The sequence below is a fragment of the Planctomycetia bacterium genome (assembly GCA_016795155.1).
Classification (GTDB): domain Bacteria; phylum Planctomycetota; class Planctomycetia; order Gemmatales; family HRBIN36; genus JAEUIE01.
This window is the reverse complement of sequence record JAEUIE010000023.1, coordinates 22,467-38,098: the sequence shown is the minus strand read 5'-3', so window position 1 is coordinate 38,098 and position 15,632 is coordinate 22,467. Positions and strand designations below refer to the sequence as shown.

At 51.8% G+C, this 15,632-nt stretch carries 13 protein-coding genes; 5 read left to right on the top strand and 8 right to left on the bottom strand.

The window, feature by feature from the left end; all coding sequences use genetic code 11:
• Positions 1 to 51: 51 nt before the first annotated feature.
• The gene (locus JNJ77_09615) at positions 52 to 1,734 is read right to left on the bottom strand and encodes a hypothetical protein (GenBank protein MBL8822832.1); all 1,683 of its coding nucleotides are present in this window, start codon (positions 1,732 to 1,734) and stop codon (positions 52 to 54) included.
• Between the two features lie 105 nt (positions 1,735 to 1,839).
• On the opposite strand from JNJ77_09615, the gene JNJ77_09610 reads away from it, so the two are divergent.
• Together JNJ77_09610 and JNJ77_09605 are read left to right on the top strand one after the other, a co-directional pair.
• The gene (locus tag JNJ77_09610; GenBank protein MBL8822831.1) at positions 1,840 to 1,995 is read left to right on the top strand and encodes a hypothetical protein; all 156 of its coding nucleotides are present in this window, start codon (positions 1,840 to 1,842) and stop codon (positions 1,993 to 1,995) included.
• Positions 1,996 to 2,037: 42 nt separating this feature from the next.
• Positions 2,038 to 2,292, top strand: coding sequence for a hypothetical protein (locus tag JNJ77_09605; GenBank protein ID MBL8822830.1), 255 nt, complete (start codon positions 2,038 to 2,040; stop codon positions 2,290 to 2,292).
• Between the two features lie 55 nt (positions 2,293 to 2,347).
• Here JNJ77_09605 and JNJ77_09600 read toward each other — a convergent pair whose 3' ends face one another.
• From JNJ77_09600 to JNJ77_09590, 3 genes are all read right to left on the bottom strand, one after another.
• Positions 2,348 to 3,274 (bottom strand): hypothetical protein, encoded by a 927-nt coding sequence (locus tag JNJ77_09600; GenBank protein MBL8822829.1) that lies wholly within the window; start codon positions 3,272 to 3,274, stop codon positions 2,348 to 2,350.
• Positions 3,275 to 3,303: 29 nt separating this feature from the next.
• Entirely contained in the window at positions 3,304 to 4,023 is a 720-nt protein-coding gene (locus tag JNJ77_09595) for an esterase family protein (GenBank protein MBL8822828.1), read from the bottom strand.
• 85 nt (positions 4,024 to 4,108) lie between these two features.
• Positions 4,109 to 4,906 carry a gamma-glutamyl-gamma-aminobutyrate hydrolase family protein gene (locus JNJ77_09590; protein MBL8822827.1) on the bottom strand — a complete coding sequence of 266 codons (798 nt, stop codon included), beginning with the start codon at positions 4,904 to 4,906 and terminating at the stop codon, positions 4,109 to 4,111.
• A 200-nt stretch (positions 4,907 to 5,106) separates the two neighbouring features.
• Here JNJ77_09590 and JNJ77_09585 point away from each other — a divergent pair, with 200 nt between their 5' ends.
• A complete protein-coding gene (locus tag JNJ77_09585; GenBank protein MBL8822826.1) occupies positions 5,107 to 6,072 on the top strand; it encodes a ThuA domain-containing protein in 966 nt (321 codons plus the stop codon).
• A 57-nt stretch (positions 6,073 to 6,129) separates the two neighbouring features.
• Here JNJ77_09585 and JNJ77_09580 read toward each other — a convergent pair whose 3' ends face one another.
• The gene (locus tag JNJ77_09580; protein ID MBL8822825.1) at positions 6,130 to 7,071 is read right to left on the bottom strand and encodes a hypothetical protein; all 942 of its coding nucleotides are present in this window, start codon (positions 7,069 to 7,071) and stop codon (positions 6,130 to 6,132) included.
• A gap of 412 nt (positions 7,072 to 7,483) precedes the next feature.
• Positions 7,484 to 7,858 (bottom strand): hypothetical protein, encoded by a 375-nt coding sequence (locus tag JNJ77_09575; GenBank protein ID MBL8822824.1) that lies wholly within the window; start codon positions 7,856 to 7,858, stop codon positions 7,484 to 7,486.
• A 681-nt stretch (positions 7,859 to 8,539) separates the two neighbouring features.
• Here JNJ77_09575 and JNJ77_09570 point away from each other — a divergent pair.
• Together JNJ77_09570 and JNJ77_09565 are read left to right on the top strand one after the other, a co-directional pair.
• Positions 8,540 to 10,327: a hypothetical protein gene (locus JNJ77_09570; GenBank protein MBL8822823.1), complete on the top strand. Its 1,788-nt coding sequence runs from the start codon at positions 8,540 to 8,542 to the stop codon at positions 10,325 to 10,327.
• A gap of 98 nt (positions 10,328 to 10,425) precedes the next feature.
• Positions 10,426 to 11,610: an MFS transporter gene (locus JNJ77_09565; GenBank protein MBL8822822.1), complete on the top strand. Its 1,185-nt coding sequence runs from the start codon at positions 10,426 to 10,428 to the stop codon at positions 11,608 to 11,610.
• On the opposite strand, the gene rsmA is transcribed toward JNJ77_09565, so the two are convergent.
• Positions 11,555 to 12,511 (bottom strand): ribosomal RNA small subunit methyltransferase A, encoded by a 957-nt coding sequence (gene rsmA / locus JNJ77_09560; protein ID MBL8822821.1) that lies wholly within the window; start codon positions 12,509 to 12,511, stop codon positions 11,555 to 11,557. The genes JNJ77_09565 and rsmA overlap by 56 nt on opposite strands.
• 30 nt (positions 12,512 to 12,541) lie before the next feature.
• Positions 12,542 to 15,526 carry a hypothetical protein gene (locus tag JNJ77_09555; GenBank protein ID MBL8822820.1) on the bottom strand — a complete coding sequence of 995 codons (2,985 nt, stop codon included), beginning with the start codon at positions 15,524 to 15,526 and terminating at the stop codon, positions 12,542 to 12,544.
• Positions 15,527 to 15,632 lie beyond the last annotated feature (106 nt).

The following is a 15,632-nucleotide window of genomic DNA, read 5'->3' as shown; positions in this document are numbered from 1 at the left end:
AACAGCCTTGCGACTCGCAAGGCTGTTTGGTTGATTCATTCAGCAACCAGCTTACTGGCCGGGTTTGTTATCGACCGGTGGTGCATTATCTGCTGGTGGAGCGTTGTTCTGTGCAGGCTGCTTGACTTCGGTAGGCAGACTGGCGGTCTTGTGCAACAGTGCCTGGGGTGGATTGATTCCCATTTCGCTCAGGAACTTCGGTAACTGAACGATTCGGATGCCCTTTTCGATGGCATCTTTCTGGACTGCAATGCCTTCGCGAACGAGATTATTGCTGCGATTAACCACCAGGCCCTTGTCTCCACCTTGTGCCTTGATCAAGGGGATGTCGCCAATCACGACCAGATCAGTATTGAAATCCAGTTTTCGTTTTGGCTTGTAGCCATTGGTTTTATCGAGGTAGGTAACGACATCGGCGCCCTGAGCATTGAGCAGACTGATCAGGGATTGAATGTCATCGGTACCATCGCCATCCAGATCAAATTCTCCAATCAGGGCCACGCGGGTTCGCTTGGTGGGATCCCAGACGACGTTGAACAGGTAATCACCCTTGTAAAGCGGCTTGTTGGAACGGATGAAATCACGTGGATTGCTGGTGAAGTACTTATCCCAGTATCGGCGTTCTTCGTCCTGGCTCAAATCGGGGCTGGGCAGTGGAATTCGATCGGTATCAGGTCTTGCCATGCGGGTGATGCGTACCTGAGCGAGTTGTTCGCCCAACACTCGAATGACTACCACTTCAGCCTTCTTGCGTGGGCTGGCAGCGCCTGAGGTATCATTGGGATCGCGACCATGTACTGAGAAAGTCAGGCCCAGAGGGAGCTTGACAGCAGACCCCAGATCGATGAGAGCCAGATCGGTACCTGGTTCGTATTCAACAATGCGGGCCTTGGGCACATTCAGGCTCGTGATCTTATCCTGTTCGAACTTGGCAATTTGTTCCCGATAGTTATCGGATTCCTTTTTCAATTCCGTGTCAAAGGTCTGTTTGTTCTGAACCAGTTGAGCGTCAAAATTCTTTTTCAGATCGTCAGTCAGCTTGGTCATATCATTGACCGTATCTTGTGCTTTTCTGTTGCTTTCCGCGATTACTTCATCCTTGAGTTTCAGTTTGTTTTCCGTGTCCTTCTGCATGGCGTCCTGATTTTCTTTCAGGCGCTGGGCAAAGATGATATCGTTCCACTGTCCTTTGTAGGTGTTGAATTCGCCATTCACTTTCGCCAGGTTGGCTTCGGTGGTTTTCAGCTTTTCGGTGGCGCTGTTTAACTGTGTCTGCAATTGACGAACCTTGTCGATCAGGGAGATGGCAGGCTTGCCGGTAGTGTCGGAGAATGGCCCGATGAGGCCATTGTTATTCTGTCCACCACCCACCAGTTCACGCCAGACCTTGCCGCCATACCATGAAGTAGCTTCCTGAGGCAGCTTGGCGAATTCGGTTGTCAGGGCTTCCTGCTTCAACCGGGCCAATTCATCCGCAGTTACGGTGGTATCACCAATCAGGGCACGCAGCAAAGGCATGGCATAATCTGTTGCCACTTTGCGCTGATTCTCCATGCCCGTCTGGGTATTTTTTGCATCGTTTACAGTCTTGTTCGCCTGTTCAATCTTGTCCTGGGCCAGGTAGAGGAAGACACCCAGGGCCAGGTTGAGCAGGATGGAAAAGACGAGGAACACAATCAGCACGGTGTTCGATTGTGGCTGATCTGCACTAGAACGCGATGATTTCCGTGCCATACCGGTGAACCTCCAGAGAGCATTAGAGGATTATACCCGGCACCATGTAGAGAAAAGGTGCCTGCTCAAGGGTAACCCATACCTGCTCATCACGGACACCATGCCGTGAGCTACAACATTCAGTATGACCGTTTCACAGCCCGTGTCAATCAGGTAGAACAGGAAGGTCGGGTACTCTGGTGGACTGAGTGGGACTATTATGTCACTTGTAGGGGCACTGCCGGAGAAACCAGCATTGCCAGGGCATGGTTTCCATCCTAAAGCTAAAGAGTGTAGACACTACGGGTGAGGACAGGAACAGCTATGCAAACGGTCAATTACCAGGATTTGAAGCCAGGTCAGCGGGTGAAGATCACCCAGACGGTCAAGGTGGGGAATACCAGTTGGCCTCATACGGTGGAAGGCACCGTTCGCGATGTCCAGTTCCTGGTTACCGGCCTGGCTACCGAGCGCAGTTCAGACGATATTGTGACGGTTGCCACGGTTCATTTCATGAAGGACAATAAGGAACTCAGCAGCATCGCGGTGGATCATCGGACGGTGATTGAGGCGATATGACTCATCGTAACAGCTAGTAAGTTCATGACACGATGGAATCGTGTCCCACAATTTTTCAAAAGAGCTGGTTCCAGCGCATTTCTCTGATCTGCGGGCGGGGGTTCTTTGCCAGCTTGATGGCCATGTCGGCCATGGCCTGCACCACCCAGTCGAAGTAGTAGGGTGTCAGCGAGTAGATATCCATATCAGGTGCAGGGTTCATGAAATCGATGGCGTAAGGCACATCGTTCTTGACAGCGAATTCAATGGAATTCATGTCGTACCCCAGCCCTTTCACCAGTTTCAGCGAATCGGCAATAATACGCTGCCGAAGTGCTGGCGTCGGGTATTCCAGGTCTTTGTGATACTTCCGTTCCTTGGGATCATACTTGATAGGCTGAATGACTTCCTGTCCCAGGCAGATGCACCGGACAAAGTAATCCCACTCGATGAATTCCTGAACGATCATGGTGAGCAGGCCTGATTCGTTATAGGCTTTCAGCAGTTCTTCCATGGAGTGGCAGACATTGACATTCTTCCAGCCGCCGCCGTGTGCGTCTTTGAGAACGCAAGGCATGCCGATGTAATCGACGATGCCTTTCCAATCGAGCGGGTAAGTCAGATTTCGCAGGCTTTCATTGTGAACGATACCGGGGATGTAATCCTTGTTGGGGAGAACCACGGTCTTGGGATGAGCTACCCCCAACTTGGTAGCAAATGAAGAACCAAAATACTTGTCATCGGAAGTCCACATGAAGGGATTGTTGACCACGGTAGAACCCTGCAGCACCGCATTTTTGAGATAGCTGCGGTAATAGGGCACTTCGTGGGAGATGCGGTCGATCAGCACAGCATAAGGGCAAGGTTCGTTCATGCGGGTGCCGCCCAGCTTGGCATATTCAGCCACCACGCCCTGATCGCGTTTGTTGACTTCTTCGATGAACTTAGGGGGAAATGACCATTCACGACCGACGATGAGGCCAATTTTCAGAGCGTTGCTCATATTTAAGTCCTGAGTGCTGAGAACTGATCTTAATCATGCCCTGACAGGTACAATCTAATCATTTTCTCCCAGTAAGGCCAATCGTGTGACCAGCCGTCCCAAAGCCTGAGAGCGTTGCCGATACCTCGGCTCCAGAGCAGATTGGACATGCGTCGGTTACTATCACATAGTCGATCATCCTTGCCTACGGCCAGGATGATGTCCTGCTTACGCAGGGCAGCAAGCCGGTAGCCATCATGTTCATTGGCAATGAACTGCATGGGGTTGTTGAAGTAGAGATCATCGCTGGAATGGCCATCGCTAAAGCTGCTGATGTCGCACAAGCCGCTCATGCAGAGAATGCGGCTGACCAGATTAGGGTGTTTCAGGCCGAAGTTGAGTGCATGGTAGCCACCAAAGCTGGCACCCAGGGTGATCAGAAATGGATTGTTGTTTTTCTGCTGACTGAGCGGCAGCACTTCATTGACGAGATAGGCATCGTATTCAGCATGTCGGCGGAAACGGTCGTGAGGATGCTTGTGGTAGGCATACCAGCTTTCGGCATCGACTGAATCGACACAGTACACCTGCACCCAGCCACGGTGAATGGAATCTGCCATGACATTGATCATGCCACGGTCGGAGAATTCGAAATAACGACCTTGGGAAGTGGGGAAAACCAGAACACGGGCACCTGCATGCCCCCAGATTTCGAGTTCCATATCACGGTGAAGTCGGGGACTGAACCACTTGTGTCGCTCACGATGCATGGTAAGGCCGAATACAATGATTGATGATGACTTTCAGTAATCATCAATATGTAAAAGTCGTGGCGAAACTGCCAGAACAATTTACCTAACCATTCACCTTCATGAACGACCACTGTGGGGTTGTAGTGGCTGTAACAGGTTGGAACTGTTGCACTTCATCAATGAATGCCTGGAATAACTGGTGCATGGCCATGTCGCGGCGAGTCAGTTCTTCCGGATGCCATTGCACGCCGACGAGGAACTGTCCGTTTCGGCCTTCCACACCTTCGATCAGGCCATCAGGAGCCCAGGAGTTTGCCCGCAATGGCTCAGCCAGTTTCTTGATACCCTGGTGATGCATGCTGTTGACCTGAATCCTGTCAGATTTGACAATAGCGGCGAGGCGGGTGCCCGGTTCGATGTTAACCATGTGGGCATACATATCGCGGGTCCAGCGTTCAGGCGTGGGGAAGTAATCGTGCTTGATTGACTGCTCGTAGAACTTGCCTACATCCTGATAAAGCGTGCCACCCAAAGCCACGTTAAGCAGTTGTGCACCTCTGCAGACACCGAGAACCGGTTTCTTGTCTTCCAAAGCCCACCGGACGAGTTGCATCTCGGCCCAGTCGCGTGACTTGTCAGTCTTGCCGCAGAGGACATCCTTCGATTCATCGTAATTGCTGGGGTCGACATCCACGCCGCCCGTCAGGAAGATGCCATTCAAATGTTCGTAAATAGCTCGCAGGGTATCCACATCACCGACCAGAGGCGGAATCAGCCAAGGTACAGCACCCTGCTCTGTCAGCACACGAACATAGGTCTGCCCCATGATCCAGCAAAGCGGCGTCTGACCCGGAATCGGATCAAGAGTTTGCATGGGTATGCCAATCACAGGTCGAGACATGCAGACACTCTCCATAGTTTCAAACACCTACTGACAGGTTACCTTACATAAGCCAATGAATCGAGACCAGTTTACTGCAGAAATGAAGTGGCCTGCCCCAACAAACTGCTTGCTTCAGAGGCTGGTTCTATTTACAGTGACAACATCATACACCGCGATTCGTCGCATTCACCCTGCCCTGCCTTGCTGAGGAAATCACCATGTCTGTGGATCGTCGCCATTTTCTGAATAGCACTCTGGCTGCCGTCGGCTCATCCTTTCTGATGCAGGCAGCGAGTGCCAAAACGAGTGAGAACAAGAAGCTTCTGGTTTTCACCCGATCACAAGGCTTCCAGCATGATGTCGTCAATCGCAACAAGCCGGATGGCAAGAAGTTCCTCGGCGAGAAGGGGAAACTGTCTCACGCTGAATTTCTGCTGACCCAGTGGGGTAAAGAGAACAACATTGATGTGACCTGCACCAAGGATGGTCGAGTGTTCATACCGGAAGAAATCGCCAAGTACGATGCATTCTTCTTTTACACAACCGGCGATTTAACCAAAGAGAAGGCAGTGGATGGTTCTGTAGCTATGCCTAAAGAGGGCAAGCAGGCCCTTCTCGATGCCATTGCCAAGGGAAAGGGGTTTATCGGCAGCCATTGTGCGACCGATACGTTCCACAGCAAAGGTGACCAACAGAAGAACCAGCCTGATTCAGAACGTGATCCATATATTCAGATGATTGGCGGAGAGTTCATCGTTCACGGCGAACAGTTCAAGGCAAAAATGAAGGTGTGCAGTTCCTTCCCCGCGGTCAAGGGGATGGACGATTTCAACTTGCACGAAGAGTGGTACTCGCTCAAGAATTTTGCCCCAAATCTGCATGTCATCCTTGCCCAGGACAGTAGCGAGGCGAATGCCATGTGGAAGCGTGACAAGAACCCCAAGCGGGTGGAAGGTGGCAATGCGTTCCACATCAGGCCGCTGCACCCGGCTACCTGGGCGAGGATGCATGATAAAGGCCGCGTGTTCTACACTTCGATGGGGCATCGCGAAGATGTCTGGACGAATGACACCTTCAAAACCATTCTCATGAGCGGCCTCAACTGGACACTGGGGCGATTCGATGCGGATGTATCGGCGAATATTTCCAAAGCAACGCCGGAAGCTTCGGTGTTACGCAGTTAAAAAAAAGAAAAAGCCCACTCACCAGGAGTGGGCTTTCTATTTTTCAATTAAATCTGCTTACTTGGCTGCAGGCATGGGAGCGGCAGCGGGAGCAGCAGGAGTCAGGTGTGCAGGAGCGTGGCTACCGCAGTTGTTGCAGGCTGGTGCACAGTCGTTCTTGCAGCTCTTGCTGAAGAGTCCGCCGAAGAGGCTGTGTGATCGGCAGCCGTCATCGCAAACAGGAACCTTGACGCGAACGCGTTTGCACACGTTGTAGGTTTCGCAGTAAGGGACCTTTTTGCAGACGGTGACAGGAACCTGTTTGACAACTTCCTGGCGTTCATAGCGGCACGTGGTGACGTTCTTCTTTTCGACCACTTCCTTCTGAACCATCTTGCAGACCTTGACCTTCTTGACTTCTTCGCGTGGCTTCCAGACCTTCACTTCGTAAGTCTTGCCTGGGCAGGTTTCCTGCACATAGGCATACTCAGGACGAAGGCGTTTGAGCCAGCCGCCGAGCCCGCACTTGTTGCTGGCGCAGGGATCGTTGCAGGCATTGTCGCAGCCGCAGCCATTGCCATGGTTGGCGTGGCCACAGCCATTATCGCAGCGTTCGACGCGAACTTTGCGGCAAACCGTGCGATCAGCTTCTTTGCGCTGCTCGGTGACCCAGTCGCCGGTGCAGACTTTGACTTCTTTTTCTTCCCAAACTGGTTCGCAAACGATGCGTTTGCATTCCACCACTTTGGTCTCATGAACTGGCTTGCAGACCACTTCACGAACTTCCTTCATGACAGTTTCCTGAACTGTCTTGTAGCAGGTGCGTGTCCGTTGTTCGGTCACGGTCTGCCATTCGGTTTTGTAACGTACGCGGGGCGTACAGGCGTCTGCAGCCGGGGCACAAGCCACGACGGCAGAAGCGCCACAGCCACCGCAACCACCACCAGCCGTGGCTGTGGTGTGGGCGCCGAACACAGCGGCTAACGCTGCAACGGCAGAGGCTAGAAACTTGAGGCGCATCTCTCGGCACTCCTTTGTGGAGACAAAATCGTCGGACTGGGGGACCCGGGCCCTGGCTTGACATCAGCCTGGCGGAACCTCCAACGTGTTCATGGCAATCATGCGCGTTGCCGTTTACTTTTCCAAAGAACCAGATTGGAAAACCTTGTCACTTTTCCTCAAGCTGGCTGTCCTGCTGGACTTTTCCGACTGTTACCCAAAGGTGTAGGTTCCGTTACAAATTCTCAATGAATTTACTGTTTCCATCACTTTTCATTGAAGTTTGATCCAACACGCATTCTTCACTACCCAGATTGATAAGCTGTAACGATTTTGCATCGCGATTACGTTTACTGGTTTTCAATGTAATCACAAAAAATGCCGGGCAGCAGAATACTGCACGGCATCCGTTTGAACTTATGTCAGGCAAGAATTACTTGCAGCACTTTTGCTTGACAGGCTTACCGGCTGTTTCCGAATCGCAGCAAGCAGTCTTTTTGACTGGCTGACTGCAGCAGTTGCAGGCACCGGTAACGCAACAGGTGCTGCCTGCTTCGCAGCAGTCACAGCATTTTGCTTCTACTTTGACTGCAGGAGTGCTGGCCTGACAACAGCCATCCACGCCACAGCAGCCGCACACGCAGGCACATTCTGCACAGGTACAGGCACCTGTATCGCAGCAATAACAACCTTTTTCGCAGCAGGCACAGCAGCTATCAGCAGACTTGCTGGCGGTTGCCTGGTTGGCAAACAGACCCAGGGATAATGTTGCGACCAAAAGGGCCAACAGAGCCAGTTTCGTTTTCATGATTCTCTCCGTTCTGGTTTGGTGTTGTTATCAAAGAATGAACAATAGACGAAGCAAACTACAGTCTTAAAGCTATATCGCTTCAGTTACGACCGATCATCAACCGGCTTAACAACGCCAGACGCAGAGGTGCACATGCAAAGGTGGGCTGACGGTATGCACATCGTGAGAGACAAACAGCAGACTGCAAGGCAATCCCGTGGATAGTTCCACAGGAAGAATGGCAACAGGTACAACGAACCAGTCAGTCGAATTTTCAAAAACTGGTCGAATCGTGTCGTGGAGACACTTACTGCAGGTCTCAGGTATTGAACCTGAATGATCATCACCATCCTGTGCATTTTGCGATTCAGCACAGGCATCGCAACACGATTCAGTAGCCTGTGAAACAGTATGGCAACAGGAAGGGACAGCATCGTTACTACAACATTGCAATGGTACAAGCCAGCAACACCACCCCTGTGGCATGAGAATAATCATGCAGCAGAGTAGACAGAATATGGCTTTCATCTTCTGATACACGTTCAGTACCATGGCCAATCTGTTTGAATCATACTCGTCAAACATCAATTATTCCAGATGAACCAGCAAGCCACCTGTTTATTTTCGGTATTTGCTTAACTTTGCATCAATCTTTAGTAATTTTGTAATGTAAAGACTTAATCCGCGAGAGATTAAACCATGTTGAAAAAACTGGTGTTGCTGACACTTCTTCTTGCTTTCAGCCAGGGCATCCATGCTCAGGGAACCATTCCCGATGGCAACTACCGCCTGGCTCTCATTGGTAGTCCATCGGCGGAAACGACTCAGGCATTACTCAAAGTGGAAACCAAAGACGGGACGCAAACCGCCAGCGTGCTGGCTGTTCCGCCGCGCAGCACGGTTAAGCTGACGAGCTATAAAGCCAATGGTCAGGAAATCGTTCTCACCCTTTCCAATGGGATGACCTTTACTTCACATAGTGCAGGGTCTGAGAAAAGCATTCTGGGCAGCATGGCGACTGATACCATTGCATATCGTGCCAAGCTGGCGCCGACGGATCAAACCGAATTTGCACAACCTTCTGATGCTATCGTGCGAGTCAAATCGCCTGAAGCATATGGCAAAGCAGTCTCTCTGAATAACCGTCCCATGACACTTCGCATCCAGGCACAGAATGAAAAGGATGCTGAGAAACGGAAGAAGATTCAGGATCAGTTGCCTGCAGCCCAAAAGGAAGCTGATGAAAAAGTTGCTGACCTCTACCGGGAAGTGATTGAAAAGCACTCTGATCAACTGGCCGCCCTTGATTCAGCCAGTGCATTGCTGGGGATGGCTCAAAAAGCCAAGGTCAGCAGAGCCGAGGCAGAAAAGCTCATCGGCATCATCGAAAAACACGCCAAGCCTTACGGCTTGCCTTACACGAATTACGTTTTGTCGCGCACGGGCACTACGCTGCTTCGGGAAAAAGGATTGGAAGCGCTTGCCCTGAAAGTTATTCAATCGGCATATCAATCGATGCCTGCAAGCTGGTCAGCATCCAGGCAGCACCCGGTGGTTACCGCTTACCTGCAGGCACTGGTAGCCAACAAGAATACTTCCGAGGCTAAAGTCATTGAGGCGAAACTCGCCAAGATGGACGCCGACATGGATAAGGAATATCTGGCGACGGTGCCTCCGTTCAAACCGGTTGCATTTGCAGGCCGCAAGAACACAAGCGCCAATCAGGTGGCAGTTCTTGAATTGTTCACCGGCGCCCAGTGCCCACCCTGCGTGGCTGCTGATGTCGCTTTTGATGCGCTCGAAAAAGCATACGATCACAAAGACCTGGTTCTGATTCAGTACCACATGCACATCCCCGGCCCTGATCCAATGACCAATCCTGATACTGTTGCCCGTTTTAACTATTACCGCAAGCTGTTCCCGAACGATATGCGGGGCACTCCCAGCACGTTATTCAACGGCAAGCCGGGAGCTGGCAGCGGTGGTGGCATGGATCGGGCGCAAGCCAAATTTGAGCAGTATAAAGAGATCATCGATCCCATTCTGGAAAAAAGCAGCCAGGTCAAAGTGAACGGCACTGCGAGCCGAGATGGAGACAAGATCGATATTCATCTTGATGTGTACGGCGTAGAAGTTGCTGATCAATTAAAGTTGAAAACCATTATCGTGGAAGAAACAGTAAAGTACGTCGGCAGCAACCGACTGCGATTCCATCATCAAGTGGTGCGTGCCATGCCCGGTGGCATCGAGGGAGTTTCTATCAAGGATAAAAACTTCAAACATCAGGTAAGTGCAGATATTAGCAAGCTGCGCAGCGAGCTGAACAATTACCTGGATGAGTTTGGCAAAACTCGTCCCTTCCCCTCGACGAATCGCCCGCTGGACATGAAGAATCTGAAAGTGATTGCCCTGGTGCAGAATCAAGAGACAGGGGAAATCGTGCAAGCCTGTCAGATCGATGTCACGGGGAAAGTGGCTGCCAAATAGTGTTTTGAAAAGATCACGTTAAACTGAAACATCTCATCGCCTGAGACGTTTCGTGTTTTTGAGATAATGGAATTAACCTTTCCAAAGCAACACTGGCTTTGCCCTGCATCGTCCTGGCGGAATCGCTCGGAACGTCTCTCTGGTTTTGTGGCACAGCTTCCCTGCCGGAAGTTACACAGCTCTGGTCACTCAACTCTTTCTCTCAAGGCAGCCTGTTGGCGGTTGTTCAGATTGGTTTCATACTCGGTACGCTCGGTTTATCGCTGACCGGCCTGGCTGATGCATTCCCTGCCAGTCGGGTATTTTCTGCAGGATGTCTCCTCGGCTCGCTGGCGAATTTCGGTTTTGCGTATGCCAGCGGCGGGTGGATCGATGCCATGTTCTGGCGATTTCTGACCGGTGTTGCACTGGCTGGTATCTATCCTTTGGGGATGAAACTTGTCATCACCTGGATGCCTGATCGAACCGGTGAAGCACTGGGCTGGCTGGTGGGTTCGGTATCGCTCGGCACATCGCTGCCCTTTCTGCTTCGAGCCTTGGGCGAACAGATACCCTGGCAGTGGATTACCGTTGGTGCTTCGTTCTTTGCTGTGCTGGCAGCATTTCTCATGCTCTGGCTCGGTGATGGACCAGCAGCCAGGCCACCAGGCCGGAAAATCAATCTGCGTATAGCATGGAACTGTTTTCGCCTACCAGCTTATCGAGCGTCGGCATTTGGCTACTTCGGGCATATGTGGGAACTATATGCATTCTGGTCAACGGTTCCGTTTCTGGTTCGGCTCGTTACTGATAATCGTCAACAGCAATCGTGGTGGATTTTCTCGATTATTGCCGTGGGGGCAGCAGGCAACGTGTTGGGAGGTTGGTGGAGTCGAAGGATTGGCAGCGCGCTGGTGGCAATCATTGCACTGACCATTTCTGGCTGCATGTGCTTGTTGTGTCCGCTTCTACCCTGGATGCCTATATGGCTGGTGATTCTGTTTCTGGTTGTGTGGGGATTGAGTGCCCCGGCAGATTCACCGCAGTTCTCGGCACTCTCGGCGAAAGCTTGCCTGCCGGAAGCTACGGGAAGTGCACTCGCCTTGCAGAATGCCATCGGTTTCAGCGTCACCGTATTTGGTATTCAGCTAACTGCATTGAGCCTGGAACCGATGCAATTCTGGATAGGCTGGCTCTGGTTACCCGGGCCGATACTGGGTGTGCTGGCGATGATGTCGGAGTTCTCGGTTAAACGCTCAGATCAGGCAGAGCCTGGCAAAGCCGCAGATGCTCCTCAACCGTAAGTGCTTCCGCCCTGCCTTGCACATCAAAGCCGGCACCTGCTATTCGCTGATCCAGCCCCGGCTTATCCAATTGTTCTCGATACAGAGGATACAAAGCGCCCCGTAGGTTTTTGCGGCGATGCAGATACAGGCCGTGCAGGAAGCGGTGCAGCCTGGTAACGCTGCCCAGGCTATCAATAATCTGCTGCCGTTTTTCAGGACGGGGCCAGATGCGGATGATGGACGAATCAACCTTGGGCGGTGGGAAGAACGCTTTCGGGCCGATCTTGCGAACCATTTCCACATCGCACAAACTCTGCACAAAAATGGAATTGGCGTTGTAATCCTTCGTGGATGGTTTTGCCACCAGACGTTCGGCCATCTCCAGTTGTACCATGACGACCATACGTTCGATGGGCAGATCATCGAGTAGCAGCAGATTGATGACAACTGGCGTAGCCACCACGTATGGCAGATTAGCGGTGAGTTTAATCTGTTGAATGCCGGGCAGTTTGGCTTTGTCCCTGACGACCTGCAGCCAGTCGGGATTCAGAATATGTTTGCTCTTGAGGACATCGCCATGCAGAACATCCACATTGTTCCAGGCCCTGGTCAGGTCATGGGCCAACTGAAAGAAGCCTTTATCGATTTCAATTCCCACGACAGCGCCCGCGGCCTCTGCCAACTTCATGGTCAGGCTGCCAGTGCCACAGCCAATTTCCAGTGCCAGGTCCTGCGAGCTGAGTTCCGCTGAACGCACCAACAAATCCATCAAGTTCAGATCAACGAGAAAGCATTGTCCCAGCTTGCTTTTGGGTTCCAGCCCGCGTGTCTGAAATACCTGATGCAGATAGGACAGCGTTTGCCTGGGTGAAGGCAGCGACGGATCTTGCGTCAGTGAAGCCGTGTTGTCTTTGGTCATGGTATTTGAAATGTTATTGTCCATGAAAGATTATTGAGGAAGGTCCAGTTGATAGATCACGCCGTTCGCAGTGGCTGCATAGGCATGTGGTGCCTTGGTCAACAGTTGAAGATCGGTAATCAGGCCTTTGAATTTCCAGGCACGCAATTCCTTACCGGTAACGCCATCCCAGAAGACAACCTCACCGTTGTCAAAACTGGTGATGATCCGGTTTCCACCTGGATGTAATGCCAATGCTGTCAATTTCGCTGATCGGCCAACCCAGGAATGAATCAACTGTTTGTTTTCCAGGTTCCAGAGTTTAAATTCATTTTCCTGACTGGTGGTAAACATCTGTTTGCCATCGGCACTGAGTGCCAACTCGTGAACTGCCACGGGATAACAGCGCAGGCTATCATCCGATCCCTGCTTGAAGTCTTTCAAATTCCAGAGTTTAACATTGCCATCCATGCCACCCAGCGCCACTTTTTCCCTGGCAAAGCCTACTGCATTGCAGTGTCTTTCGTGTCCTGTAAAAGTTGTCTGTGGTTCCGGTTTGAATGTGCCGTTCTCCAGGGTCCACATGCCTATCGTTGAAGCACCACTGGCGATGGCAACTCCTTGATCTGCATTCAGAAATGCAGCGCGAGTGATTCCATCCAGCTTCAAACTCAACGACTGCACTTCCTGCAAGGATGCCAGGTTCCATAGTTTGAGAGACAAGTCCTTATCCATCGAGATAAACCGTTTGCCATCCAGCGAGAAAGCCAGTTGCTGAACAGGTGAGGCATGGCCCTTCCATTGAGCCAGTTCGTTGCCGGTAGCGGTGTCCCAGAGAATCAATCTGCCATCATCGCTGGCTGAAATGAGTCGATCGCCATTGGGACTGATCGACATGAAACGAATGGCCTGTTCATGGCCATAGCGTACTGGTTCAAATGCCTTGGATTCTCTCCATCGACGTACCGTGCCATCGACCGAGGCACTGAAAAGTGAATCGCCATCAGGAGAGAAGGTGAGGCTGGAGACCCAACTGGTATGGCCCTTGAGTGCTCGTGATTCCGTGAACGACATCAGGTTCCAGATGCGGATGGTTTCATCAGCACCAGCCGTGGCCAGGTATTGCAAGTCAGGGCTGAATGCGACTGCCATCAACTGCCCGACGTGCCCTGCAAGAGTACGCAGAGCATCGTTCCTGGTGGCAGGTTCCCAGATTTTGGTGAGTCCATCGGCGCCAACACTGGCGAGCAGTGTGCCACCGGGGCTGAATGCCAGGCCGGTGATCGCTGCGGTGTGTCCGATCAGGGAGCGCAGTTCGCTGCCATCGTGTGCCCGCCAGATGCGGATGATGTTGTCTGCACCACCTGAAGCGAGTAACGAACCATCAGCATTCAGCGCCAGCGAGGTAACGACACTGCGATGCTGTTCCTTGCTGAAAATCTGCTGCTTGCTCTCCAGGTTCCAAGCTCGGACCGTTTTGTCGGCACTGGCGGAAAAGAGCCGTTTACCATCGTTACTGAATACCAGCGTGGTGATGACGCCGTTGTGGCCTGACAACATGGTTACTGTTTTTCCTGTGGCGGGTTCCCACAGCCTGATGGTTTTGTCAGCGCCGCCAGTTGCCACCAGTTGACCGTCTTGGCGAATGCACCCAGCGGTTACCGGCGCTTCGTGTTCTCGATAACGTGAAATCTCCTTACCGGTCTCTGAATCCAGCACCACGGCATGATGATCAGCGCTGGTAGTGAGCAGCAATTTGGCTGCACAGGCTACTGACCAGACCGGAGCTTTTCCCGCGAAGATGGTTTCGGGCGGTTTCACCTGCGTGGGAAACCATAGTCGCATGCTGCCATCGAGGCTGGCAGAAGCGATGGATTTATCTGCTGGGCTGATTGCAACGGAGGTCACATCATTCAGATGCCCAAGGTATTGACTGGTTGCTGTTTTCTGTGCGAGGTTCCAGACTTTGATGGTTGCTTCAGGCTTGGCACTGGAACTGACCAGGTTCTGCCCATTCGCCTGAAATGCCAGACTGATAATGCTGTTGGCATTTCCTGCCAGGGTGGAAGTCACTTTCCAGTCAGAGGTGTCATACAGCTTGATGCAGAGTGCATTGCTTTCATCAACCGTGTCGCCGGCAATGGCCAGCGTTTTTTCATCCGGGCTCAGTGCCATGCTGTAGATCATGCCCTTTTCACGGATGGACTGCATCTGCATGCCAGTGCTGGTATCGTAGGTACCAAACGAACGGTCTGAAGTCGTAACGAACAGCTTGCTTCCATCCCTGGACCAGGCCGTATTCAAGATGGCGTGCAACGATTTGAAAGTCTTTTCGAGCTTGCCGCTGGCAACATTCCAGACTTGAATGGGGTCTGATTTCCCCTGCAGAGTTCCAGCAGTGAGCAGCTTATCATCTGAGCTGAATGCGAGGCATAGAATGGCTACCTGGATGCCTTGCGATTTCCACTTCACTTTTCCTGTGGAAAGATCAATGACATGAATGGCATACTCTTCCTGAGCATTCAGTGAAGAGGCATCCATATTGGGAGTCTGACGGTATCCTTCTCCAACAGCCAGGTATTGGCCGTTGTTCGATAAGGCCATCGGTCCCACCGGTTTGCCGATCTCCCACGTTTTCAGTGTACGGCCATTTTGCAAATTCCATTGTCGAACCGTGCCATCGCTGCTGCTGGTGTAGAGTGATTTGCCATCGGGCGCAAAAAGGACAGCAACAGGATAAGTATCGTGTTTGAATTTCAAGGTACCCATGATGCGGGAAACATGGGCAGGCAGAGATATTTGCGGCTCAGGAAGTAGCCAGCGTGCCTGCTGCTGTAACAACTGTAACTGATGATTATCTCTGGTCTCTTTCAGTTTTACCTGCAGTGCTTCGACTTTCTCAAACAAACCAGCAGGAAAGAACTTGGCAGCAGGGCTTTGCTGTACGTCGTTCTTTTCCTGCTGCAGTACCGCATCGGTATCAGATGGTGGCTGACTGTAGGCAGACAGACTCAGCACAACGCATGCAACTGCCATACACCATCTGGTTGCCTGCATGAAGATACCCTCGGAACGAACGTGGGTATTCTACGTTGATCTTCACCGGGTTGCGACTACTTTTGCAATTCAAAGAGTCAGTGTG

What these genes read in the sequence shown, in the direction of transcription:
- JNJ77_09615 (MBL8822832.1), bottom strand. Translation starts at nt 1,734, where the DNA reads ATGGCACGGAAATCATCGCGTTCTAGTGCAGATCAGCCACAATCGAAC.
- JNJ77_09605 (MBL8822830.1), top strand. Translation starts at nt 2,038, where the DNA reads ATGCAAACGGTCAATTACCAGGATTTGAAGCCAGGTCAGCGGGTGAAG.
- JNJ77_09600 (MBL8822829.1), bottom strand. Translation starts at nt 3,274, where the DNA reads ATGAGCAACGCTCTGAAAATTGGCCTCATCGTCGGTCGTGAATGGTCA.
- JNJ77_09595 (MBL8822828.1), bottom strand. Translation starts at nt 4,023, where the DNA reads ATGCATCGTGAGCGACACAAGTGGTTCAGTCCCCGACTTCACCGTGAT.
- JNJ77_09590 (MBL8822827.1), bottom strand. Translation starts at nt 4,906, where the DNA reads ATGTCTCGACCTGTGATTGGCATACCCATGCAAACTCTTGATCCGATT.
- JNJ77_09585 (MBL8822826.1), top strand. Translation starts at nt 5,107, where the DNA reads ATGTCTGTGGATCGTCGCCATTTTCTGAATAGCACTCTGGCTGCCGTC.
- JNJ77_09580 (MBL8822825.1), bottom strand. Translation starts at nt 7,071, where the DNA reads ATGCGCCTCAAGTTTCTAGCCTCTGCCGTTGCAGCGTTAGCCGCTGTG.
- JNJ77_09575 (MBL8822824.1), bottom strand. Translation starts at nt 7,858, where the DNA reads ATGAAAACGAAACTGGCTCTGTTGGCCCTTTTGGTCGCAACATTATCC.
- JNJ77_09570 (MBL8822823.1), top strand. Translation starts at nt 8,540, where the DNA reads ATGTTGAAAAAACTGGTGTTGCTGACACTTCTTCTTGCTTTCAGCCAG.
- rsmA (MBL8822821.1), bottom strand. Translation starts at nt 12,511, where the DNA reads ATGACCAAAGACAACACGGCTTCACTGACGCAAGATCCGTCGCTGCCT.
- JNJ77_09555 (MBL8822820.1), bottom strand. Translation starts at nt 15,526, where the DNA reads ATGGCAGTTGCATGCGTTGTGCTGAGTCTGTCTGCCTACAGTCAGCCA.